Here is a 26,309-nt window from a genome sequence, read left to right as displayed (position 1 = left end):
TAATTTTTAGAAATTTATTTTTAAACCTGCATTCATTCTCACGCCATAATATTCTGCCTGCATAGTACGGTCCTTCGTACCCTGGTAGTAACGGAGCGGCTGGTTCAGCAGATTGTTCGCCTCAGCATAAAAGGTCATCTTCACCTTCTTGCCAAAGGTATAACTGGCGTTCACATCCATATAGTTCACGGCATCATAATATCTGTCATAAAATGTACTTGGGCCCATTTCATCGATAAAACTGGAGGCATAGTTATAGCTCAGGCGCACATTCAAGCCTCCTTTTTCAAAGTAAAGAGAGGCATTCGCCGTATGCTCGGGAGACCCCGGCAAACTCAACCCGCTCTCGTTCTCACGTCCTTCGAAGTTAAAGTCCTCCACACGTGAGTGAGTATAAGTATAGGTTCCATAGAAACCCACATACTTCAAGGCCGGAGCAATGAAGCCGAAATCACGCTGATAAGAAAATTCCAATCCCCACAGATTAGCATTTCCTGCATTCTTGGGCTGAGTGAAACGGGTATATTCTGTTCCTTGGTATTCATAGTTGGTCAGTACCTGATCTACGATGAAATCGTCTATTTTCTTATAGAAAAAGCCTGCGCTCACCAAACCTACACTCTTGAAATAATAATCGGCACTCAAATCGAAGTTGTAAGAAATAGTAGGTTTCAGGTCAGAGTTACCAATCTTTATTTCATTATCGCCACGGTTGATATTCACGCTGGGAACCAAAGCTGAATATTTGGGGCGGCTCAAGGTCTGCGTGTAAGAACCGCGTATCTTGAAATCATCATTTACATCCCATTTCACCAAAATAGAAGGAAGGAAATTCACATAACTGTTGACGACGCGGCCGGTCTTGGTGGTCTTATCTGTTTCATCATCATAGTTACGACCGGTATAACGAAGAGAAGTGTGCTCCATGCGGAGCCCTGCCATCAAGTTTATATCAGAGGTAAATTTATGGTCAAATCGTACATACCCGGAACTTACAGTTTCACGAGCCTCAAAGTTCTCAGCCAATTCGGCTTGTACCTGTTCTTTATCGAATTGGGAAGCATCATTTAAGTTCAATCCACCCACATATTCTTTACTGGCAAATGTTCCTACCTGATATTTGTCGCTCGGCATAAATTTATCCGTACTCTGGTCTACCGTATTTTTCAGGCTGTTGGTCATGAAGGCATCCTCGTCTTTCGGAGTATATTCGTAGAAGTCTATTTCTTTTTCTTTCGTTTTACGTACTACTTTCGCACCGAACTTCAGTTTGGCTCCATTATTCAAACTGGTTTTGAAATTGGCCGAAAATTTCATATCCTCTTCTTTGATGTCTTCCTGTTGTTCTGTCAGTTCTTTCAAGCTGAACTTATCACTCAGTGTCAGGGTAGAACCTGCTGTGGGTGTTGCCAACGGCTGGCGTTCATCACTCAAGTCCATATCAAATTCCTGCTTTTTCAGTTGGAAGTCAAGATAACGCTCATTAGGGCGTTCTTCTGTAGCTTTTGCATAACTGGCATTCCAATCCATGCCGATTGCTCCCCATAAGTGTTCTCCGCCCAAAGCGAAATCCATGGTACGCTGACGCTCCAGACGGGCATTGCGATTATCGGGAGTACCAGCTTTGGTTTGGATGCGGACTGTGCCTTTTCCGTTCTCATCCAAATCCTTGATATTGGTACGGTAACGGTTTTCCCAGTCATTGCGGTTGTTAAAAATACCCTTGAAAGTCAATTTATGGTTTTCATTGAGTTCGAAGTCAAAAGCCGCCGAATAACTTTGACGTTCACGGGTGACAAAGTACTGACGCATCTGATAATCGCTGACATATACTTTGCCATCCTCATTTTGTTCCCACATGAATTCAGTATCATAAGAACCGGAAGGAGCATTCTGATAAGAAGCGGAGAGCAACATGCCCAGTCTGTCATTGAAGAAACGGTCTCCGTAAGTGAAGCCTAAATTCAACTGGGCTTTTTCGCTGATCCAATTGTAACCACTTCCCGCTGTGGCATTGATAGTACGTTTATAAGGAGAATTTTTAGTTACCAGATTGATGGAACCACCGATAGCATCGCCGTCCATATCGGGTGTAACGACTTTGCTTACTTCGATGGTCTGAATCATATCGGCAGGAATCAAGTCCAACTGCACGTTACGAGTATCCCCCTCAGCAGATGGGACACGATTACCATTAATGGTGACGGAGCTTAAATCGGCACTAGTGCCGCGGACTTGTCCAAAACGGGCCTCGCCTTGATCGTATTGCACATTGATGCCACTGATACGTTTCAATGCATCACCTATGTTTGAGTCGGGAAATTTCCCTACTTGGTCAGCAGATACGATATTGGTGATACCCAGATTATTTTTTTGTGTATTGATTGCTTTCTTCTGCCCTTGAAAAGCTCCCTTCACCTGCACTTCCTGCAGTTCCACCCCTTCATTCATCACTATATCTTTCTCTAAAGTCTTGCCTTCGGGAACGGTAACTTTCATTTCAATAGGGCTATAACCTACATAGGTCACTTTGACGGTGTAAGTGCCGGGCTTCAGATTGGGTAATGTGTAGAAACCGTTCACATCACTGATCACTCCGGTTTTCAGATTCTCAATAAAGATGGAAGCACCCGGTAGAATTTGTTTTCCATTGTCTATCACACGTCCGCGAATAGCGCCTTGCCGGACAATGTTTTCATTTTCCTCGGCAAATGCATTTCCACAAACACCTGCCATCAGTAGCATAAGAGACACAGCTCTAACAACCTTTTTCATATACTTTTTTATGCGTTATAAATCTGTCGCAAAAGTAGATGGGTTAAGTTTCGTGAGAGTTACACTCTATTAAAGGTTTCATGACAAACGGATTTCATTCCTGTTACAAGATATTCGGTGCAAGACGACGGATACAAAGCATGGACAAGGCTTACAAAACAGCAGAGTAAGATTTTTCTTGCGTTCTGCTACTACGTTCCGCTACAGCAGAACGTAGTAATAAAAGAATTAAGTAACTGTAAGAATTCCTTTAGCGACAAAGGTGACGAGCTATTCTGCCATCAATGATATATATAGGCCGTTTCAGCTGGAAACTCTTCAATATTATTGTGCAGAAGAGTGAAATGTACGGTCCCCCTGTGCACTACTCCGGAAACAAAGTTTCCATTCTCCCAAATAGCGAACAGGTTTAAAATACCAAGTTGTAGCATTGGGCCGCATATCCTCTTTATCTGTTTTAGGGAATAAGACAACCTTACAACGCACTTCATTATCAAACGCCTCCTTAAAGATACAATCGCTTATAGTATAATCATATATCGGAAAGGCTTTCAGCCTTTGTAATACACTTTTTAATTGTTCGTTATCCAACAACTCCGGCTGAGCAAAAGGATCATCCGCTTTCATTTCGTGTAACATCATGGCTGCATCAGCATATCGTTGCTCCTTTACGGCAGTCATAAACTGGTTAGTGAGATCTAACACCTGTATCGTATCTTTCTGACTCAAAACCATAAGATGTTTTACGGTTGCCCGGGAATCCGTTTCTGTTTTTTTACCAGATTGATTGCACGAAACAATGAATGCTGCAATTAGACCTACTATCAACAAATTAATTTTTCTCATACGTTCTCAATATTATAAATAGAAAAAAAGAGTGCCCGAAAGCACTCTTTTTCTTCAAGTTTATTATAAATAGAGTTACTCACTCAGTTTATTTTACGGTCTTTGCTACGTGGCATACAATGTCAAATTCTACTGTACCCCATGCGTATTCTACTGCTACAGGAAGTTTAATGTCAAATTCACCGACTTCTGCCTTGTTATTGATGTAAGTCAGCTTACCGAATTTACCTGCTGAGATATCTTCAACACCGCTATATTCAACTTTCATACCTGCTGGTATAGGCTCGTATTTACCATTAACAGTTGTCTGAGCTTTATCTGTGTCAATGGTGATTGACTTCACACCATAATATGTATAGTAGTTGATAGGAGTAGTAACAAATGCATAGTTTCTCCAATCAGTGAATGCTAATTTAACATCAATAACAGAGCCGTCAGCACCAACATCTACACCATCCTTAAAGTTATCCATCTTATCGGCTTTTACAGTGATAGGACGCAAGAACTTCACATCGAATTCATTGTTTGTCACTTCATTCAATGACTTACCACATCCATTCAATGTTTCTACAGACAGTCTAGCAGTCAAGTTATTAGCTAAATCATCACGACCTGCTACATTCAGCAAATCTTTAGCGACAGAATTATCTTCCAATTGGATTAGATCTTCTCCATCATTATTTGCTGCATCTTTAATAGTAGCAACTACTCTATTTGCGACAGCCTCACTACTAGCCAGCAGTTGGGTACGATCTGCATTTACACTCATTGTATAAACAGTTTTGGATACACCGGTCAGTTTTGCTCCCTTCGGATCAACAAATCTGAAAGTCTTAGTCAGTTTAGTATCTGCAAAGTCTGTATATACAGCCGGAATTTCAGAAATTGTAACATCGTGACCATTGAAGGTTTCCAGGATAAATTTGTTAAAGTTCATGATATTATGACCTGTTGCAGCAGGAACCTCAGTATTTACATGGATTTCATTATATCCAGAACCTCCTTCGTTAGAGTTACCAGCAAACCAGTATTGCTTAGTCTTATCAGCATCGGCAAGTGTACCAGTCGGGTTTACATTACGAGGATTAGGAGCCCAAGTCAATGTTACATATACATAATCATTAGAAATGACAACACCTTGAATATCCTTATTTTGTTTAGTATAACGAACGACAGCCTTCATTGAAGCATTTGCACTGAAATATTCATAAGCATAGTTTGCAGGAATAGTCCATTGCAAAACTTCAGTCATTGTACCTTCAACATCAGCCTCAGTTTGTTCAACCTTAGTAGACAGTTTAGTCAAAGGCATAGCATCCAAAGTTGCTTCACTATATTGAATCATCGGTCCGTCATAGATATAACTTCTTTCGAAATCTTCCTTAGAGATATTCAGCTGAGCCAAAATTTGTTCTTCAATCTGGAACCAAGTTACCTCCTGAACCCAATCCTCTGTTCTACAGCTCAATGTAAATTCTTCATTGAATGTATATTCTGTTGTCGCAGTAATACGGTCTTCAGCAGGAGCACCTGTAATTTCCACCTTCAAGTAACCTACAGCTACTTTCTTCTTAGAGTTATTATCATTCAAGAATACACGAACCAACGGCATACGCCCTACAGTAGCTTGATTTTGTTCTGTAGCTCCCCATTCAGCAGCTTTACCATCTTTCGGCAACTGAGGTCTCAAAACAGAGCCTTTCAATGCGGCATGTGCACTTTGAGAAGTTTTGTTACTACCATCAATATAACCTACCAATTCATAAGAATAGCTGAAGCCGGCTTTTTCTACTGTACCAGACGCTGCATTTTCATCCCACTTAGTATGAGCATCACCTGCACCATAATGAGTCTGAACATATTCTGCCAAATCAACTGTTTCATCCCAAGCTACTTTTACTTCAGGAGCATTTTGGATAGCATCGGCAGCTTTAACAGCCAAATGATTTTCACCGGCAACTTTTGCATTATTCAAAACTAAATCTGTAATCTTAACAGCCTTAACTGCAGCATAATCAGAAGTGATAACCGAGCGTTTGTTATCACCATTCAAATAATTGGCCTGTAAAGCCAAAACTGTTACTTTGTTGTCATTCGCAATATCTTTAATAGTTCCTTCAGTCAACTTAGCCCAAACAGTCAACTCACCATTTTTAGGTTCAACCTTAGAAATCTCTGGAACTACCACTCCATCGGCAGCACGAGCATATTCTTTATCGTAAGCCAAGAATTTCAAATCTTCTTTAACCAAATTACGAACATCAGCTGTAGATGGGTTCATGTGGTATGTAGCAGATAATTCAGGAGTGACCTCAGTTGTTACAGTTTCTTTTACAGGAGCATCATCTTTATTATCAGCATCTGCATTTACATCTGTAGCAGTCAAAGCCTTGTAAACAAATGATTTTACAGCAATTGCTTCAATACCCTGATAGTACAGTTCCGGTTCAAATACCAAAGCTTTCAAATCAGTTACGACAGAGAATGTAGCAGATTTGCCATCTAGTTCAATGACATAACCAATCACCTCACCAGTTTCTTCATCTTTCACTTCTGTAATAGAACCAACGCTTTGAGGTTTCTCTACACCTGAGATTTTTACATCTCCATAATACAGATAGCCATTATTCCACTTCAACAAAGTAGGATCAAATGTCGCAGGAACATCAGTTGTAGGCAGGGTTGCTTCAGAAACGACCTTGTCACCATCTAACAACTGTATCTTACCATCTACAACTTTCAAAGAGTAAGTGGGAAGTTCAGCAGGCATCGGAAGTTGGAAAGTTTCACCGTTACCGCCGGTAACAGTCAACTTACCTGTTGCCGCATCATACTTGACAGCTGTGACATATTTTCCAGCTGCGGCCTGTAATTCAGACAAATCTTTAGTCAGCTTATCCACTTTCTCGTTTAAGCTGTCGATGTCATCATCATAGTCCTTACAAGATACAAATGTTCCTGTCGAGGTCACCATTAAGGCACCGAACAGGATTGCACTTAAAAACTTTTTGTTCATAATAGAAAAACTTTAAATTTATAAATTTAAAAAACTAAAATTGATTATACATAAATCATTGATTCTAAGAGCGAATTATTCTGTTCACGAGCTAGAAAGCGCAAAGGAGACATTCCGACTATTTTACTAAAAGAGGCATAAAAAGCACTTCTAGAGGCAAAACCACATCGCTGTGGGAGTTCCTCTAATGAACATTTCCCAGCATGGAGTAACTCTTTAGCATATTCCACACGGTAGGTATTCAACAACTCCTTCAAATTGCAGTTGAAATACTTGTTTACCACATTCGATAGGTAAGTTTGGTTGGTGTCTATCATTACGCTAAACTTTTTCAAAGAAAGCTCCGAATCCAAAAAGACTTGCTTTATTTCAAGGTTGTACAATATACATTTATATAGGGTACAATCCACCTTTCTCCCTTCAGCCCCCTTGTTGGCGAACTGTAGTTCCCACTGGCGTTCAGCAGCCTTAAGAAGCAGGTTTTTCTGCCTCTTCGAAGTAGCAGTCCGTCTGTGTCGTCTCAAGAATAGATAGTCCATATTTTTATTTACTTTTAATCTTCACTTCAACATCTTCACAACTATACATTATTATATAGCATGTCATCAGTTATACGATAGATCTCTTATTAAGAGATATGTTACGCACACATAATACACTATAAATCAACGAACTATATTAATATAAGAATACTTCAGAAGACTAAATCTTGTATTCAAAAAACGTTTTTTTTGAATCAATTATTAAATTTCCTCGCTAAATTGTTCTAATTCTCAAAACTTTGCTTAAATTTGCGACAAAATATATATCTCTTAATAAGAGATATACAATATTTTAACTTGGTGTTTTTTGTATAAAGTACTTGTAATAAGAGGATTATCTCCAAAATCAAAGAATAAAATCTAGGTAAACTTTGCCTTTTCTTTTATTCAAGTTTATCCACTAAAATATAGTTGTATCAACTATAATTCATATAAAAACAAACCTATGACAATCATCATATTACGGAAAAATCCTGAATATTTGGGAACTGATATTTTTTTCACAACAAATGGGTGGACGAAAACAGCATGATGGTTTATGGCAATTCTTTCAGGATCTATCTGTAATCCGATTTTCCTTTACTATAACAGCATCTTCTGACAAAAGATAACATAAAGAGATCATGCTGTTCCGACCTTGCAACAAGCATATTCAACTCAGCCACATCAGAAATTGCTATCATCTTTAGAAAGAACAAACACTAATTTATTGAAAAAACACTGGACACACTGGTCCCGTCAAATGGAGGATACCCTGTGATATGATATCCTCTTTTTGACAAGAAACAATATCTTTACCCTATTATCACAAGAATTCTCTCAGCACCACCATATTCGCTTTGTCTATCACGGTGGTATCCAATGCTGCCAGATAAATCAAAGTCGTTTTTTCCGAATCATGTCCCATTCCTTCACTTATTACAGAAAGAGGAATATGTTTGCCTCTGGCAACACTGGCCCATGAATGGCGCGCCACATACATAGTCAGAGGATGAACAAGCCCTAACTTTTTTCCTATTTCTTTAGCCTTCTGTTTACCAAGCAGATGGAATTTTTATATTGTAATCTTTCATCTTTTCTGATATGAATTATAATAGGAAGAAGATAAGTCGAGAAGTTTCCAGGATATTTATCCACTATATCCTGCATACATTTCTCCCATCTGATGGAAAGCAACTGACCGGTTTTCTTTCTCCTATAAGTCAGCATACCATTATTTAAATCTGTTTTTTTAAGAAAAGCCATGTCCACAAATGACATTCCCCGAGTATAAAAACTGAACATAAACATATCACGCGCAAACTCCATTGACTGAGAGTGACTTAAATCCATCTCCTTCAGTTGTCTGATTACTTTAAAAGAAATAGCCCGCTTCACCGTTTTTTCCACTCCCGTATAGACATGCTTAAAAGGAAAACGCTGTCTGATCACCCCTTTATCTACTGCACGATTATACGTTGCACGCAAAATACGCATATAAAAAGAAACGGTGTTCATACTTGCTCCCTGCGCCTTTAAATAAGTTTCATACCCCATCATCAACTCGGCATCCATATTGCTCAACAGAACATCCTTGCCATCCATAAATTTCATAAAACTGTTCAGTGTAGCTCTATACGTCTCACTGGTACGCAATTTTCCCGATTGTCTCAGACTGGCAATATTCACTTGCATAAAGGAAGACAGTGTCTTCTTACCTGAAAAGGATAATCTTTTACTTCTTACTCTAGTTGATTCCACCATAATACTTGTTTTTAAGTTGATTCTTTTTTTCTGTAAAAACCTCAAGCCAAGATAAGCGATTATTCCCAGCGGTCTTTTATAAGGTCTGCAATAGGGGAGATTGTTCAAAGAAACAGGAATTTTTCACTGCATTTAAAAACAAAAACGCATGTTTATTCCTTTTAAAGAATTATATTTGTAGAAGAAAGCCATAAACCTGTGTCTATGATGAAAAGAATAGAATTCATATATTTATTGACTGGTTTCTGTACAATCTGCTCATGTACCTCGAAAGCAAATAGTGAAATTAAGGAAGTGATAACAGAGGTACACAATACTGTGACAGAAGCCATTGCCGAAATTGTAGAAAAAGATATCAAACCCGAAGACATCAGGCTTGACAAGGAACTGCTGTATGATAAACATACTTTGGAGGATACCTATCCTTATAAAGACACCACCCGTCATTTCCAATGGGAAAAAATAAAGGAACGACTGGCGCTGTTGGAGAACATCCAGAGAAAGCCGACACAATGGTGTATCTTACAGAATTATAAAAACCGGAACGGAGAAGCACCTTTAGTGAAAAATTTTAAAAGAGACGCATACAAACGGATAGCCGACACATTGGGAGTGGAACGCTATCAGGGAATTCCTCTTTTCCTAACAGATGACACCCTTACTGCCAAACGCTACGGACTAGATGGACTTCTTACCCGTCACCTAGGTGAGGAAGGAAAATTTACCAAAGTAGAACCTGTCTTTATAGGTGGTGAATGGTATGCTCCGGCAAAATATATAAAACTGATTCCCGACAGCGTAGTGTTCAACAAAGCTATTTTTATAGACCGCCATAATCAGAATATAACTACTTTGGAACGGAAAGAAAAGGGCTGCTGGCTGATACGTAGCATGAATCCTGCTACAACAGGACAACATCGTCCTCCATACGCCCAAGAAACTCCATTGGGTATGTTCGTTCTACAAGAGAAAAAGACTAAAATGATTTTTCTAAAAGACGGTTCTGCCGCCACCGGTGGTTTTGCACCTTACGCCAGTCGTTTCAATAATGGTGGTTATATCCACGGAGTGCCCACCAATGCGCCGGCAACAGGGATCATAGAATACAGTTATACGTTGGGTACCATCCCCCGCTCACATATGTGTGTAAGAAATGCCACCTCTCATGCCAAGTTTATTTTCGAATGGGCACCTGTTAATGAGACGATTATATTTGTTTTGGAATAGAAATGTGCGTAACTTTGCACCCGTTATCCAGTTTTTCCATACGCATGCAAAAAACTTTTTTACTCCTGTTCCTATTCCTCTTTCCGTCGAGCAATGTATCGACCCGGACGGCTACACCCGAAAAGAAAGTTGCTACATCTGTCCCTGCACCTCAAAAAATGGACGGCGAACAATTATTTGAAGATATGCAATTGGGAGGGGTGGTCAATTTCCTGGCATTCCGACAGGCTGTGGCAGGATACAACTTGATTAAACAAAAAAGCAAATCCATACTGACATTGATTGATTTCACCAAACCCTCTACCGAAAAACGTTTGTTTGTCTTTGATATGGAACAGAAAAAGATGCTATACTCATCAGTGGTCTCTCATGGAAAAAACAGCGGCGAGAACTATGCTACCTCTTTCTCCAACGAAGTCGGCTCTTATAAAAGTTCCCTCGGCTTCTATCTTACCGGAAACACATATCAAGGTAAAAACGGATACTCTCTTTTATTAGACGGGCTGGAAAAAGGCATAAATGACCGGGCCCGTGAACGTGCCATTGTGGTTCATGGCGCCGCATACGCCAATCCATCCGTTTGCAAATCGGGTAGATTAGGACGGAGTTTCGGTTGTCCGGCTTTGCCACAGGCACTGACCAAACCTATTATCAATACGATAAAAGGGGGAAGCGTACTCTTTATTTATGCCAATAATAAAGAGTATATGGCTAAAAGTTCTATTTTGCCTAACCAGACATCACAAGAATTATTTACTGAAGCATGTGAAAGTGAGCAAACCGTTTCAGCTCATTTATAGTTTCTCCTCAAGCGGTTCCTTCATTATTTCTTAGTTATTTTCTTTTCTTCTGATTTCAAACGGTGTTCTACTTTCTTTAAATCTTCGCCTGCAGGCAATTGTTCCGGATAGATTCCTCGGCTTACCCCATCATATTCCGAACAGCCGTATTATTCTCAATATGTTCTTTTTCAATTGATGACTGTCCATAAAGATCTTTTTGTTGTACGTTAATAGAAGTCATCTCAGCAGCAAAATCTTTTGCCTTAATGCTGATGGTTGGTAAGAAATCGACCAGCGGACGACTGTGGGGCGCACCAAGTTTACATTTTAGCAACGCTGTGTCAAGACGAAACAAGGCTTTATCTCCTTTTGAACGGATAATGGCAAAACCTTTACTATCTACTCCGCGTTCATAAAACACACCCGATAACAGCTTTTCCGTTTCAGCCAATTTAGTCCGTGCTTGAACCCGCTCATAATCCAACAGATGTTGTTCCACCAATTCTGCACGCCTTGTCTGAACAGCAAAGTAGTTTTGAGCAAAAGCTATAGCCGGTTTACGCGCATCACCATTTTGAGCAGTCAAATAACAGGCATAACGGGTAAGATAGATATCATCTATCTCTCTTTCTGCACCTTTAGGTAAACTTATCATTTTGCTGACGTCAGCAAAATGATAGGTCACATCTTCACCTGCATTCGTGCAAGCAGCTTTCGCTTTATTGATGATAGCCTCAAAGTTTCTCCACTGGGTATAACCCAATAAGGAATACAACTCGCGTGCACTCCAACACTCTACTCCATGATAATCACAAACGATACTTTCAAACTGCTTGAACTAATCTTTTATTTCCTCGGTTTTCATCATATATTCTCCCATATTACTTGTTATTACATCAATGCCCTCCTTCTACTACAGAATTCACACTACATATTTGCACAAATATAACCTTTTATTATCAGATCCGATCAACAAAACTCTTTTTCCTAACTATTTCGATTCTTATATTATCCGTTTCTTCTAGAACAGACTTATTTCAAGAGTTATTTTACATCTCATTAGTATCCATTTCAAAGCATATTTAAATCCATAAAGAACATTTTTCTTTATATACCCGACAAATAGCAAACCATCAAACGTCTTTTTACTCTTTTTGATATTCTTCAAACTCGCGAGAATCGCTTAAACGCTTCCTTCTCGTCCCGTTCATCGAAATAATCAAATGAGAGAGTAGTTTGCTCTTAAAATCATTTCATACTATTTTGCTATCGTGTTCAAACAAAGATTGGAAATAAAAATAAGAGAATTGAATCTTTTCTAATTCAAAAACGAATAAATTGACTACTTTTGTCCGAGTTATTACTAATAAAACTAGCGATATGGTTCTGAACTACATTTGGATAGCCTTTTTTCTGATAGCCTTCGTAGTAGCGTTGATGCGACTCGTTTTCCTTGGCGACACACAAGTGTTTCCCGAAATTATCAACTCTACTTTCAGTTCTTCCAAAACTGCATTTGAAATTTCACTGGGACTGACCGGTGTCCTTTCCCTTTGGCTGGGTATCATGAGAATAGGCGAACAAGGCGGAGTCATCGCTCTGTTTTCCCGATTGCTGGGACCTCTGTTCAGTAAACTTTTTCCCGATATCCCCAAAGGACATCCTGTGACAGGTAGCATCTTTATGAATCTGGCAGCCAATATGCTGGGACTAGATAATGCCGCCACTCCCTTAGGACTGAAAGCAATGGAGGGCCTACAAGAACTGAACCCCAAGAAAGATACTGCCAGTAATCCCATGATTATGTTCCTGGTACTGAATACTTCGGGGCTGACTCTGATTCCTATCAGCATCATGGTATATCGCGCTCAACTAGGTGCTGCCCAACCTACAGACATATTTGTCCCCATCCTGCTGGCAACCTTCTTCTCTACCTTGGCAGGTATTGTCGCTGTAAGCATTTATCAGAGAATCAACCTGTTTAACCGTACCATCCTCTTCTTCTTAGGGGGAATGAGTTTGCTGGTAACAGGAATTATTTATTTCTTCAATACCTTGTCACGAAACCAGATAGATATTTACTCCACTACCTTTGCCAATGTCTTTCTATTTCTTATCATCATCGGCTTCATTGTAGCAGGGATCAGAAAAAAAATCAATGTCTACGACTCCTTTGTTGAAGGGGCCAAAGAAGGATTCAACACTGCCGTACGCATCATTCCTTACCTGGTAGCCATACTGGTAGGCATCGGTGTCTTCCGTGCATCGGGTGCGATGGACTATTTGATTGACGGCATTGACAGAGCCGTAAAGCTATGCGGTATCGACAGTGATTTCGTAGGAGCACTTCCCACAGCACTGATGAAACCATTGAGTGGAAGCGGAGCACGCGGATTGATGGTGGATGCCATGACTACATACGGTCCCGATTCTTTCGTAGGCAGACTGGCCTGTATCTTTCAAGGTTCCACAGACACTACCTTTTATATCCTGGCAGTATATTTCGGTAGCGTAGGAGTAGTGAGGACACGCCACGCCGTTCCTTGCGGACTACTGGCCGATTTGGCCGGAGTGATTGCGGCTATTCTTATCTGTTATTTATTCTTCGGCTAGGGACAGAGGAAAAGTTATACTTACGGTGGTAAAATGTCCCTCTTCCGAATGGATTCCCATTTGGCCGCCGTAAGTAGATATAATTTTCAAAGAAAGGCTTAGCCCGATGCCTTGCCCCTTGTAAGAACGTGTATTACTAGCACGATAGAAAGATTGAAAAATCAATTCTACCTCTTCTTGAGGAATACCAATACCCTGGTCCCTGATTTCCACCACTCTCCGGCCCTCCTTTTCGAACAAGCTGATTTCCACATCCTTATCCGAATATTTACAAGCATTATCCACTACATTCTGAAGGGCTATTCCCAATAAATAAGGATTGGCACGGACAATAAAGTCATTCTCCTCCCTAAGTGTGGAAGACAGACGAATACGAGGACGGCCGACATACTGCTCCCTCAGCATCCGAGGCAGGCAAACATCCTCTACCGTATTTGCTAGGATATCCTTATCCTGACGGGATAAAAACAGCAAAGACTTTATCAGCAGAGAAATACGTTTGCTCTCTACCGAGATACGTTCCAAAGAATCCATATATTCCGAAGTGCTACGCTCTTTCAGAAGGGCTATTTCGCACTCCCCCTGAATAGCAGTAAGCGGGTTGTTCAATTCATGGGAAGCGTTGCTGACAAATGATTTCTCGGATTTAAACGCTGTGTCAATACGATCCAGCATCCCATTCAGTGACACAATCAGCTGATCCAGCTCATCCTTGTTCCCATAGCTTCTCAGACGTACATTCAGGTTATTGGCGCGGATACGCTTCAATTCTTTCAAGATATGTTGCAGGGGAGTAAGAATCCGGTTAGAATAAACACGCCCGATAAAAAAAATAAAAATAGAACTGATGACAACGAGAGTAACCGAAAGTAGCAAAATATGCTCCTGTATCTCCTTGCCATAAGTGTTTTCAGAGAAGACAAAGACAATAAAATATCCTTCATTATCCGGATAATAGAGAGCCGCACCCAATTCTTTCTTATATTTAAAAGTCACCGGAGTACCGTCACCATGAAAAAGTCTTTCCTGCTGACTGGCATTGAGATATTTTCCCAACGTGTCCTTGACGTGTGCCAACGTGTCCATATTCAATAATACTTCCCTTGCTTGCGGCAGCAGCTCATCATATTTCTGCTGGATTAACCGATAGCTCTGTTCGTCAACTTCATCTTTTTCCCAATATTTCTGAGCAGTGATAAATGCCTTCTCCCGCAAATAAGACTCATACAGACGGTTGATATAGCGAGAGCTGAACAAATAGAACACGCTCATCACCATGATAATGGCACACATCGTAATGAGGGAATAAAACAAAGCTATTTTAGGTCCAATCTTCATGTCTATCCTTTCTTTTAAGTTTCTCTATATCCTAAAGATACTTTTCAATCAGTCATCATATAGCCCACACCCACCACTGTATGTATCAACTTGTCCTCAAAACCTTTATCTATTTTGGCGCGCAAATAATTCACATATACATCCACTACATTCGTATTGGTGTCAAAATTCTTATCCCACACATCACGTAATAGCGTAAGCCGGGAAAGCACCGCCCTTTGATGCAACAAAAAATACTCTAATAACCGATATTCCTTTACCGTAAGATCAATATCCATGTTTCCCCGGCGAGCACGCCGCAACGTACAGTCCAAAATCAAATCCCCACAAACCAATTGCTGTACAGGAACCTCCTTACTCCGGCGGAGCAAAGCCTTGATACGCGCCTCGAGTTCCTGAAAGCTAAACGGTTTCACCAGATAATCATCCGCTCCGGCATCCAGTCCTTTCACAATATCGTCTGTAGTTCCAAGCGCAGTCAGCATAACAACAGGAGAGTGATAGCCGAAACGCTGCCGGTACATGCGGCACAGTTCCAACCCGTTCATACCCGGCATAATGATATCCAATATCAACAAATCAAAAGACTCATTCTGAAGCAGTTCCCATCCCGCATTACCATCGTACACCACAGAGACCTCGTGACCGAACTCACGAAGCCCTCTTTCAATGAACGAGGCAATATTTATCTCATCCTCTACCAATATTATTTTTGCCATAAACAAATCTGTTTTTCTGTCGGTTGCAAATATACATCATTATAATTTTCTTTGCAGCAGATTACCTTCTTTATCATACAACATCTTGCTATAAACCCACTCCACAATCAGCGGAAATACGAACAAGGCAAAAAAAGTGGCTCCTATCAAACCGCCAATAATAACAATAGCTAGCGGGCGCTGTGATTCGGAACCTATGCCATGACTCATGGCAGCAGGCATCAACCCGATAGCCGCCATGGCCGCCGTCATTACAATGGAACGGATACGCGAGCGCATTCCTGTTTTCACCGCATCCGGCAAGGATAGCCGTGTATGCAGATTATGCTTGATATCCGAAATCATAATCACCCCATTCTGAATACAGATACCGAATAAAGCAATGAAACCGATCCCCGCAGAAATTGAGAAATTAAATCCCGTCAGCAACAATGCGGCAATACCTCCCACGGCTGCAAAAGGTACATTCAGCAGCACCAGTCCTGCATCTCTGGCATTCGAAAAAAGTACAAACAGAATGACAAAGATAATAGCGATACTCACAGGAACCACCTGGGCCAAACGCTTGGACGCCCGTTGCTGGTTCTCAAAATCTCCCGTCCATTTCAAAGAATATCCTTCAGGAAGATGGATCGCGGCATTTACTTTCTTTTGTGCCTCTGCCACCGCCGTTCCCATGTCCCGTCCCCGCACGGAGAATTTGACCGCACAGAAACGAGTGTGGTTGTCCCTGAAAATAAGTAAGGGTCCTGTAATGGTACGGATATCCGCCAATTCCTTGACAGGTATCATGGCTCCATCGCTGGCCGGAACCAATATCTTGCCTATCTGATCTTCGTTCTGACGGAATTCCGGATTATAACGCACCATAATATTGAACTTCCGTTCATCTTCATAAAGTAAAGAGGCCGATTTTCCGCCGATAGCCATCTCGATGATGGACTGCACATCTTCTTTCGCTACCCCGTATCGTGCCAGTTTCTGTTCATCCAGTTCGATACGCAGTTCAGGCTGGCCGATGTTACGGATTACTCCCAAATCTTCAATACCTTCCACAGTCCCCAAAATCTTATCAATCTGTACGGCAAGTTTCTGTGACTCATATAAGTCCTTGCCGAACACTTTCACCGCAATAGAGCCCTTTACCCCCGATGCCGCCTCCTCCACATTATCCGATATAGGCTGTGAGAAGTTGAAGTCGATGCCCGGATAAATGGATAAATCCTGCTGCATCTTATCAATCAGTTCCAGTTTGGTCAGTTTGCTCTCCCATTCTTTCTCGGGATAGATGTCTACATGAAATTCAATATTATAGAAACCGGTCGCATCTGTTCCGTCATTCGGTCGTCCGGTTTGGGACATCACTTGTCTCACTTCGGGATAAGCCATCAGTTTACGACGCATGGTGTTGGCCAGCTCCACCGATTCATCCAAAGCGATGCTTTGCGGAAGCGTGGCGCGTACATAAATGGAACCTTCATTCAGCTGAGGAAGAAACTCCGTTCCCAAGAAAGTAAAAAGCCACAATCCGAAAACCGCCACCACCGTAGAGAGTCCGATAGTGAGACTGCGACGGGCATGAAACCGGTCGAACAGCAACGAAGCTTTTTCATTGATAAAACGGACGATACAGTTATTCCTCTCACGGACATCACGTTTCAGCAACATAGAAGACAGGACAGGAACCAGTGTCAAAGTGAAGATCAAAGCCCCCAGCAGTGCGAATCCCAATGTATATGCCAACGGAGAGAACATCTTTCCTTCCACTTTCTGAAAAGAGAATATAGGCACCAACGCTGTGATAATAATCAATTTGGAGAAGAACACCGCTTTCGCCTTATCTTTGGCAGTGCTCCGGATAAGCCCCATTTTCGACATCCGGTTGAACGCAGGCATTCCCACCTCGTACGCTTTTCTGTCCAGCGCCACAAAAACCCCTTCTACCATCACCACGGCGCCATCAATGATGATGCCGAAATCTATCGCTCCCATAGAAAGCAGATTGGCAGACATTCCCATCGCTCTAAGGCAGATAAAGGCAAAGAGCAGCGCCAACGGAATCACGATGCCGACAATCACTGTCGTCCGCCAATCCGCCATAAAAATTAAAACGATAAACGTAACTAACAATATACCCTCAATAAGATTATGAGTCACCGTATGAACAGCCAGATTGACTAAGTTCTCACGATCATAGAATGGAACAATCTCCACATCCTCGGGCAGAATCCCTGTATTCAGTTCTGCTATTTTATGCTTCAAGGCAGCAATCACCTCACCCGGATTTTCTCCTTTCCGCATGACGATAATGCCTTGCACCACATCATCTTCCTCCATGCGTCCTACTTGTCCCAGTCTGGGCAAACAGGATTCGTGCACATCCGCCAAATGACGGACCAATACAGGCGTACCGTTGATATTCTTCACTACAATATTCCGGATTTCCTCCAAATCATTGATTAATCCGATTCCACGCACCACATAGGCCTGTGAGCTCTTAGTAATCACATCTCCTCCGACATTGATATTACTCTTTGCAATAGCATCATACAGCTCCAATGAAGTAATACCGTAATTTATCAGTTGATGGGGATTCACACTGACTTCGAAAGTCTTTACCTCGCCACCGAAACTCACAATATCAGCCACACCCGGCACAGCACGGAGATTGCGGTCTATCACCCAGTCCTGAATTGTTTTCAATTCGCGCACATCACGCTTGCCACTGCGCAAAGTGTAGCGGTAAATCTCTCCCGTCGGGCCATAAAGCGGCTGTACTTCAGGAGTGACCCCTTCCGGTAAATCAGCATCATTCAACAAGTTATACACCTGCTGGCGAGCTGTGAAATCATCGACATCGTCCTCAAACATCACATTGATAACAGACAGACCGAAAAGAGTGGTAGAACGGATATCAGTCTTCTTCTGAACAGGATTCATCGCTATTTCAACAGGGATAGTGATGAATTTCTCCACCTCTTCCGCACTTCTCCCCGGCCACTGGGTGATTATGGTCACTTTCGTGTTCGTCACATCGGGAAAAGCATCTACAGGTGTATGTTTGAAAGATATCGCCCCTGCAATGACCGCTATCGTGGTACAGAAAAATATAAAAAATTTATTTTTCAGTGAAAAAGCTACTATATTATCAATAAACTTATGCATACTTTCCTTCTATTTAGAATCGTCATTCAAAGCATTATAAACCAACAGAACATTTTTGTTAAGAATCTTATCGCCTCCGGTAACACCGGAACGGAGATAGCATTCCTTATCCGACCGCTTGTAAATCTCCACCTCTTTCACCTGAAGACTGCCGTCGCCGTCTACCGCTACCACATAATTCTTCCCATTCTCAAAAACCAGCGAATGAGGGTCTATCCGTGCCATCCGTTCCTCGGATGCCTTGCAAGTCACCTTTACATTGGTAAACATACCCGGCTTCAGCAGATAATCCTTATTTTGCAATTTTATGCGCACGCTCATCGTTTTACTCTCGTCATTCAGCACCTGATACACTTTGTCTATAGTGCCTCCGAAACTCCTGTTCCGATAAGCCAGTGTAGTAATCTCCACCCTGTCTCCTGCACATACTTTGCTGATATCACTTTCATAGACATCGGCCATCACCCAGACATTCTCCAACCCCGATACAGTAAATAATTCCTCACTCTGGTCTGAACGTATCTGCATATCTTTGCTGATGTTTTTATTGACAATAAATCCCGCTACCGGAGACTTCACTTGATAAAAGGAATTACCCAACAGATGATAAATGGAGAAAACTTCCTTCACCCTTTTATCCTCCGCCTCGGCTGCGGCCAGTTCTTGCTTTGCCTGGAGCATATCGCGCTCCGAAGCTATGCCCGAAACATACATGTCCTGAGTCGCATCCATGGCACGCCGGGCGGTAAGCACTTGTTGGGCAGCATCTTTCTGCTGTTTCTCATAGTCGGCCACTTCCCCGCTACGGATTACGGCCAGAACCTCACCTTTCTGCACATAATCTCCCGTTTCCGCATGGACTTCCGTCACCGTCCCCCCGAATATGGGATACACCCGTGCCACCTGTTCTTGGTTGAAAGTAACACGACCGTTCAGGGTAAGTTCCATCGTGACCTCCTGTATACTTACAGTATCAATGGCCACTACTTGTTTCAAACTGTCTGTCAGGAAGATCCCCCCATTGGTCGTGTCTGTTTGTTCAGCCGGTGCCGAACAGTTACAAAGAAGAGGAAAAAATAAGCCCAGTAAAAAGATATTCTGATTCATTGTTGTTCTCTGATTGATAAGTTATTAATAATTAAATACATTTTGTCCGATAACTCGGTTCAAATTCTCCATAGCCAGAAGCAAGTCCTTACGTGTGTCATATAACTGTATACAAGTTTCTTTATAACTCTCATAATAGTCTATAAATTCCAACAGACTGATACTACGTTTCCGGAACGTTTCATTCACTCCCGCTATCAGTTTCTCAAAGTTCTGCTCCAAATCACTATCCACCGACTGATAAAGATTCATCGCCTTCTCCAGCTGCGAATAAGCGGTAAAAAGCTCCATCTCCGCTTTTCCCATGGCATACTCCTTTTCCTTATCCGCTTTCATGATTTCGATGCGGGCCGACTTTATATTACCCTGATTACGGTTAAATATAGGAACAGAGAAACTGATCCCCACAGCAAAGTAATTATTGATAAAATTACCGGCACGGTCATAAGTCCCTTTAAAGGATACTTCGGGAAAAGCCAGCGACTTCTGAAGTTTAAGGTTCGCCTGCGAAGCACGGATATAGGTACGGGCCAGTTTTAAATCGGGACGTCCAGTCATACGTGCCATCAAGTCCGCATAAGAGAGTTGTGACAAGTCCAGCTGTTTCAACATACTTTCATCCAGTAGCAGTTCAGGACGCGCATCAGCAGGAAGGCTCAGAAGAAGGTTCAATTCTCCCCGGGCGGCAACCAGCTGATTCTCCTGCTCATTCCTTTCCTTCTTCAATGAAAGCAACATGGCCTCCAGACGCGAGGCTTCCATCAGTGAAATGTTTCCTTTCTGTTGTTGAAGTTTCATCTCAGCCAGAAGGCGCTCCAACGAAGTTATTTCTTTTTCATAAACAGCCATATTTCTAGTCAGAAAATAAGTCTCGACAAATCGTTCGTTCAGCTCACTATGCAAGGTGCGCATGATTTCCTGAAACTGATATCCGGCCATTTCCTTGTTCACTTTTTCCAGACGGATACGGTTACTACGCTGCCCGGCAATACTGATAACCTGCTCTATCTCCACTCCTGACTCCCCGTCCTTTCCCATGTCAAAGTATTTTCCATTCAGCCTATTGTACACATTTTGCTCTAACGAGATAACGGGATTCTCAAAAAGTCTGGCCTGCAATACCTGTGCCTGAGCAATGTCCATATCATACCGGGCTGCAATAAGAGACAGGTTCTGCTTCAGAAAAAGCTGTCCGGCATCTTTCAGAGTCAAGGTCTGTGCCTGCAGTATTCCTGTCATTATGCCTATAAAAAAGAAAAGAATAGCACGTTGTTTCATTGTTTTCTGTTTTTGGGTGACAAAAGTACAACGCCCTTTTCCCGATGAGAAGTGAAACCGATTATAATCAACTCAGACCAGATTAGAAAGTTATTAGAAAATATCCCGAAAGTGAACCGCTAACAAGATACTTTACCTATCTTTGCCTGTCATTTCTAATTTGTTATTCTATGATAAGTTATCAAACCGATGGGGTAAAGATGCCCGATATCAAAAAGAAAGAAACCACCGAATGGATTAAAGAGGTAGCCGCCTGCTATGGAAAAAGAGTGGGAGAAATCGCTTATATCTTCTGCTCGGACGATAAAATACTGGAAGTAAACCAGCAGTATCTGCAACATGATTATTACACGGATATCATCACTTTCGACTATTGCGAAGGTAATCGCATTTCCGGTGATTTATTCATCAGTCTGGATACTGTCCGCACCAATGCGGAACAGTTTGAGCAACCCTACGACCGCGAGCTTCACCGGGTGATTATTCATGGTATCCTGCACTTGTGCGGCATCAACGACAAAGGGCCCGGTGAACGGGAGATTATGGAAGCTGCCGAGAACAAGGCGCTGGCATTGGTTTCCCTATAACAGGACATACAAGGTAGAACAACCTATAAAAGTTACGGGCATAGTGCGCACGAATGATTGCCCGTAACTTTTCAAAGACATGCCAATAGTTAGGGAAAACTTTCCGCCGGACGGATAAAAACGTCGAAAGCTATACATGCAGCTACATTTATTCCCTTATCTTCTTGCTTTTCCGGATTAATTGCTTTATTTTGTGAATTGAAAAAACAGATAAACACAAAATATATCACTCAAATGGAAGCTAACGTATATTTTTTCGCTGCATTAGTAAGTACGGGAATCTTTCTTCTGCAATTCATCTTATCCATCTTTTTCGGCAATATGGACACCGACATAGACGTCAATGCCGACGGCAACGCCGATATAGACATGAGCAGCGTGCTCTCCTTCAAAGGGCTGATTCATTTCTGCATGGGTTTCGGTTGGTTCATGTATTTATGCCAGCCTCCCTACATTGTCTTGCATTATCTGGGCGCCGTGATAAGCGGCAGCTTTTTTGTTTTCGTCCTAGCTTGGATTTATAAGCTCTGCTATAAGCTGAAACAAGAAAATAAGCCCGAACAGGGAGAAGAATTAATAGGCAGGAAATGCGAAATATATACCCGCTGTCAGGAACAAGGACAGGCAGGAACAGAATACGTGGTCTATATCGCCATCAATGGTGCACAAAGAGAACTTACCGTGCGGAGCATACAGGGTAAAAGCTATCAGGAAGGCGATATCCTCACACTGAAGGATTACAAGGAAGGAATCTATTATATTGATTAAATAAACCCTAAAAACGCAATCATTTATGGATGAGCAGATTCTCATTTATGCAGCTATTCTGGTAGCTGTCATCGTCCTGACCATCGTCGGGATTTTAAGTCGTTACCGCAAGTGCAAGAGCGACGAGGTATTGGTAGTATATGGTAAGACCGGCGATAAGAAATCGGCTAAACTGTATCACGGAGGAGCCGCTTTTGTATGGCCCATCATTCAGGGATACTCTTTCCTGAACATGAAACCCATGCAGATTGACTGCAAACTGACCGGCGCCATCTCCAAACAAAACATCCGCGTAGATGTGCCCACTACCATCACTGTGGCCGTAAGCACAGAGCCCGAAGTCATGCAGAATGCGGCCGAACGCTTGCTGGGACTGAACATCGAGGCACAACAGGAACTGATTAAAGACGTTGTTTACGGACAAATGCGTTTGGTCATCGCCGATATGACTATCGAACAACTGAACAGCGACCGTGATACATTCCTTGAGAACTGCCGCAAAAACATCGATTCCGAATTGAAGAAATTCGGCCTTTACCTGATGAACATCAACATCAGCGACATCCGTGATGAAGCCGACTATATCGTCAATCTGGGAAAAGAAGCCGAAGCGAAAGCCAAGAATGAAGCCTTAGCCAACATTGAAGAACAGCAGAAACTGGGGGCCATCAAGATTGCAGAACAGCAAAAAGAGCGCGCCACCAAAGTAGCAGAAACCAACCGCGACAAGAACACTCAACTGGCCGATACGCAACGTGACGAGGAGATTAAAGTAGCCATAGCCGACAAGGAACGTGAATCGAAAGTAGCGGAAGAAAACGCCGAAAAAGAATCACGTATCGCCAAAGCCAGCGCCTCTATGGAAGTAAACAAGGAACAGGCGCGTACCGAACAGGAGAGTCGTACTGCAGAGCTCCAGTCCGATATGGAGATAAAGCAGGCGGAAGCACAAAAGAAATCGGCCATCGGGCAAAATAACGCTGCCAAAGAGGTTGCCGAAAGTAATGCGGAACTGGAAGTTACCAAGGCGGAAGCCTCTAGAAAAGCCGGTGAAGCACAGGCCAGAACGCAAGCTGCTGTCCTCACTGCACAGGAAAACGCACAGCGTGAGATAGAAGAAGCGAAAGCCCGCAAAGTAGAACAGGCTTTAAAAGCGGATAAGATTGTTCCTGCCGAAATAGCCAAACAGCAAGCTATCTTGGATGCGGACGCATTGGCTGAGCAAATAAAACGTAAGGCAAATGCAGAAGCGGAAGCTATCCTGGCAAAAGCACAGGCGGAAGCCAAGGCCATCCAGATGAAGCTGGAGGCAGAAGCGGAAGGTAAGAAGAAGTCCTTGCTGGCCGAAGCAGAAGGCTTCGAGGCCATGGTGAAAGCTGCCGAACGCAATCCCGAAATCGCCATCCAATACAAGATGGTTGACCAATGGAAGGAAATCGCTTCGGAACAGGTTAAGGCATTTGAACATATTCAACTGGGGAATATTACTGTTTTTGACGGCGGCAACGGCACGACATCTAATTTCTTGCAGAACGTCGTCAGCAAAGTAGCTCCTGCACTGGGTATCCTAGACAAACTTCCCATTCATGATACCTATCAGAACATTGTCAATCCTTCCTCGAAAGAAAACGCACAGAATGAACCGGAGAAAGAGGAGTTTAAACCGGTAGACAAGGACGGAAAGAAACGCCCGTCCGACACCCCTCCTGCTCCGGACAAGAAATAACAGGAAATAGTTTACTTTAGAAATAGTGTTTGTATGATGTGGCGGCAGAAGCAGATTTCTGTCGCCACACATTCTTTTTAGCCGTATTATCACCGCTTTACAGAGTAAAATTCGTAATTTTGCAATCGGTAAAAAGAAATAAATCAATGGATTTTAAGTACGACGTTATTGTAATAGGCGCCGGACACGCAGGCTGTGAGGCAGCTGCGGCCGCAGCCAACATGGGTTCGAAGACCTGCCTGATTACCATGGATATGAACAAAATCGGGCAAATGAGTTGTAACCCTGCCGTAGGTGGAATTGCCAAGGGACAAATCGTAAGAGAGATAGACGCATTAGGTGGCTATATGGGACTGGTTACAGACCGTACAGCCATACAGTTCCGTATGCTCAACCGTTCCAAAGGTCCCGCTATGTGGAGCCCCCGTGCCCAGTGTGACCGCGGCAAGTTTATCTGGGCATGGCGCGAGATTCTGGAGAACACTCCCAATCTGCACATTTGGCAAGATACTGTAGAAGAACTAATCGTGGAAAACGGTGAAGCGACCGGAGTCATGACTTGCTGGGGAGTGACTTTCCATGCAAAATGTATCGTGCTCACCGCAGGAACCTTCCTGAACGGACTGATGCACATCGGGCATAAACAACTGGCAGGAGGACGCATGGCCGAACCAGCTTCCTACCATCTGACCGAATCAATCACCCACCACGGAATCACTGCCGGACGTATGAAGACCGGTACGCCTGTCCGCATAGACGGACGCAGCGTACACTATGAGCTGATGGAAACACAGGACGGAGAAAACGACTTCCACCGCTTTTCGTTCATGAGCGAACCGCGCAAGCTGAAACAACTGCAATGCTGGACCTGCTTTACCAACGAAGAGGTGCACGAGGTACTGCGCAAAGGTCTGCCCGACTCTCCCCTTTTCAACGGACAAATCCAAAGCATCGGACCGCGTTATTGTCCCAGCATAGAAACCAAAATCGTAACCTTCCCCGACAAGCCGCAACATCAGCTTTTCCTGGAACCCGAAGGAGAAACCACACAAGAACTTTACCTGAACGGGTTCTCTTCTTCACTGCCCATGGACATACAGTTGGCGGCATTGAAGAAAGTACCCGCATTTAAGGACTTGGTAGTTTATCGTCCGGGATACGCTATCGAATACGATTACTTCGACCCCACCCAACTGAAACATACGTTGGAATCGAAAATAATAAAGAACCTGTTCCTTGCCGGACAAGTAAACGGGACCACCGGTTACGAAGAAGCAGGCGGACAGGGAATCATTGCCGGTATCAACGCACACATCAACTGCCACGGTGGCGAGCCGTTCACACTGGGACGGGACGAGGCCTACATCGGTGTCTTGATTGACGATCTGGTTACAAAAGGTGTGGACGAACCTTATCGTATGTTCACCTCCCGTGCCGAATACCGCATCCTGCTCCGACAAGACGATGCAGATATGCGCCTCACTGAACGTGCCTACAAACTAGGTCTGGTAAAACAAGACCGTTACGAACATCTTTGCAGCAAACGGGAAGCCGTGAACCAAATCATCGACTTTGCCAAGACCTTCTCCATTAAAGCCGCATTAATCAATGATGCTTTGGAAAGTTTGGGTACTGCCCGTCTGACACACGGCTGCAAACTAATCGACCTGCTGAACCGTCCGCAGATTACCATCGAAAATATAGCCGGGCACATTCCGGCTTTCAAAGCCATGCTGGACCAAATTACCGACCGTAAAGAAGAAGTGATTGAAGCCGCCGAAGTACTGATCAAATATCAGGGATACATTGACCGAGAGCGAATGATCGCAGAAAAGATACATCGCTTGGAAGCCATCCGCATCAAAGGCAAGTTCGACTACAACTCATTGAATTCGCTCTCTACCGAAGCCCGGCAGAAACTGATGAAGATAGATCCCGAAACATTGGCCCAAGCCAGCCGCATACCGGGTATCTCTCCTAGCGACATCAACGTCCTACTAGTTCTGCTGGGGCGGTGAAACAAGGTATGTTTCACGTGAAACAAGTAATTTAATAGACTAACAATAAAACACTGGTT

17 protein-coding genes and 1 pseudogene are annotated in these 26,309 nt (G+C 42.8%); 7 read left to right on the top strand and 11 right to left on the bottom strand.

Translation table 11 applies throughout. From position 1 onward, the window contains the following. Positions 1-6: 6 nt before the first annotated feature. The 5 genes and pseudogenes from GKD17_RS00090 to GKD17_RS00070 all read right to left on the bottom strand — a co-directional run bounded on the left by GKD17_RS00090 (position 7) and on the right by GKD17_RS00070 (position 8,922). A complete protein-coding gene (locus GKD17_RS00090; protein WP_007834349.1) occupies positions 7-2,775 on the bottom strand; it encodes a TonB-dependent receptor in 2,769 nt (922 codons plus the stop codon). Positions 2,776-3,099: 324 nt separating this feature from the next. Then, positions 3,100-3,621 (bottom strand): hypothetical protein, encoded by a 522-nt coding sequence (locus GKD17_RS00085; RefSeq protein WP_007834347.1) that lies wholly within the window; start codon positions 3,619-3,621, stop codon positions 3,100-3,102. 88 nt (positions 3,622-3,709) lie between these two features. After that, the gene (locus GKD17_RS00080) at positions 3,710-6,637 is read right to left on the bottom strand and encodes a hypothetical protein (protein ID WP_007834346.1); all 2,928 of its coding nucleotides are present in this window, start codon (positions 6,635-6,637) and stop codon (positions 3,710-3,712) included. Between the two features lie 44 nt (positions 6,638-6,681). Continuing rightward, positions 6,682-7,176 carry a helix-turn-helix domain-containing protein gene (locus tag GKD17_RS00075; RefSeq protein WP_007834345.1) on the bottom strand — a complete coding sequence of 165 codons (495 nt, stop codon included), beginning with the start codon at positions 7,174-7,176 and terminating at the stop codon, positions 6,682-6,684. Positions 7,177-7,984: 808 nt separating this feature from the next. Beyond that, positions 7,985-8,922 (bottom strand): annotated as a pseudogene (locus GKD17_RS00070) (tyrosine-type recombinase/integrase). Between the two features lie 207 nt (positions 8,923-9,129). On the opposite strand from GKD17_RS00070, the gene GKD17_RS00065 reads away from it, so the two are divergent. Beyond that, a complete protein-coding gene (locus tag GKD17_RS00065; protein WP_007841740.1) occupies positions 9,130-10,149 on the top strand; it encodes a L,D-transpeptidase in 1,020 nt (339 codons plus the stop codon). Positions 10,150-10,151: 2 nt separating this feature from the next. Then, positions 10,152-10,949 (top strand): murein L,D-transpeptidase catalytic domain family protein, encoded by a 798-nt coding sequence (locus GKD17_RS00060; RefSeq protein ID WP_007841739.1) that lies wholly within the window; start codon positions 10,152-10,154, stop codon positions 10,947-10,949. A 121-nt stretch (positions 10,950-11,070) separates the two neighbouring features. On the opposite strand, the gene dinD is transcribed toward GKD17_RS00060, so the two are convergent. Beyond that, positions 11,071-11,706 (bottom strand): DNA damage-inducible protein D, encoded by a 636-nt coding sequence (gene dinD / locus GKD17_RS00055; RefSeq protein WP_227414137.1) that lies wholly within the window; start codon positions 11,704-11,706, stop codon positions 11,071-11,073. A gap of 605 nt (positions 11,707-12,311) precedes the next feature. On the opposite strand from dinD, the gene GKD17_RS00050 reads away from it, so the two are divergent. Then, positions 12,312-13,544 (top strand): nucleoside recognition domain-containing protein, encoded by a 1,233-nt coding sequence (locus GKD17_RS00050; RefSeq protein ID WP_007834327.1) that lies wholly within the window; start codon positions 12,312-12,314, stop codon positions 13,542-13,544. On the opposite strand, the gene GKD17_RS00045 is transcribed toward GKD17_RS00050, so the two are convergent. The 5 genes from GKD17_RS00045 to GKD17_RS00025 are packed head-to-tail and all read right to left on the bottom strand — an operon-like array spanning position 13,530 to position 21,151. Next, positions 13,530-14,882, bottom strand: coding sequence for a sensor histidine kinase (locus GKD17_RS00045; RefSeq protein ID WP_007834326.1), 1,353 nt, complete (start codon positions 14,880-14,882; stop codon positions 13,530-13,532). The genes GKD17_RS00050 and GKD17_RS00045 overlap by 15 nt on opposite strands. 44 nt (positions 14,883-14,926) lie before the next feature. Continuing rightward, entirely contained in the window at positions 14,927-15,601 is a 675-nt protein-coding gene (locus tag GKD17_RS00040) for a response regulator transcription factor (protein WP_007834324.1), read from the bottom strand. Positions 15,602-15,640: 39 nt separating this feature from the next. Continuing rightward, the gene (locus GKD17_RS00035) at positions 15,641-18,766 is read right to left on the bottom strand and encodes an efflux RND transporter permease subunit (RefSeq protein ID WP_007834323.1); all 3,126 of its coding nucleotides are present in this window, start codon (positions 18,764-18,766) and stop codon (positions 15,641-15,643) included. A 9-nt stretch (positions 18,767-18,775) separates the two neighbouring features. Continuing rightward, positions 18,776-19,873 carry an efflux RND transporter periplasmic adaptor subunit gene (locus GKD17_RS00030; protein ID WP_007834322.1) on the bottom strand — a complete coding sequence of 366 codons (1,098 nt, stop codon included), beginning with the start codon at positions 19,871-19,873 and terminating at the stop codon, positions 18,776-18,778. A gap of 24 nt (positions 19,874-19,897) precedes the next feature. Further along, positions 19,898-21,151 (bottom strand): TolC family protein, encoded by a 1,254-nt coding sequence (locus tag GKD17_RS00025; protein WP_007834321.1) that lies wholly within the window; start codon positions 21,149-21,151, stop codon positions 19,898-19,900. Positions 21,152-21,321: 170 nt separating this feature from the next. Between GKD17_RS00025 and ybeY the strand changes: the two genes are divergently transcribed. From ybeY to mnmG, 4 genes are all read left to right on the top strand, one after another. Beyond that, on the top strand, positions 21,322-21,738 hold the full coding sequence (gene ybeY / locus GKD17_RS00020; protein ID WP_007834320.1) for an rRNA maturation RNase YbeY: 417 nt from the start codon (positions 21,322-21,324) through the stop codon (positions 21,736-21,738). Between the two features lie 234 nt (positions 21,739-21,972). Beyond that, positions 21,973-22,506, top strand: coding sequence for a hypothetical protein (locus GKD17_RS00015; protein ID WP_007834318.1), 534 nt, complete (start codon positions 21,973-21,975; stop codon positions 22,504-22,506). Positions 22,507-22,531: 25 nt separating this feature from the next. After that, entirely contained in the window at positions 22,532-24,232 is a 1,701-nt protein-coding gene (locus tag GKD17_RS00010) for a flotillin family protein (protein WP_007834317.1), read from the top strand. A gap of 146 nt (positions 24,233-24,378) precedes the next feature. After that, on the top strand, positions 24,379-26,250 hold the full coding sequence (gene mnmG, locus GKD17_RS00005) for a tRNA uridine-5-carboxymethylaminomethyl(34) synthesis enzyme MnmG (protein ID WP_007834316.1): 1,872 nt from the start codon (positions 24,379-24,381) through the stop codon (positions 26,248-26,250). Positions 26,251-26,309: the final 59 nt, after the last annotated feature.

The sequence above is a fragment of the Phocaeicola dorei genome, assembly GCF_013009555.1.
Lineage (GTDB): Bacteria > Bacteroidota > Bacteroidia > Bacteroidales > Bacteroidaceae > Phocaeicola > Phocaeicola dorei.
This window is presented reverse-complemented; position numbering and strand designations above follow the sequence as displayed.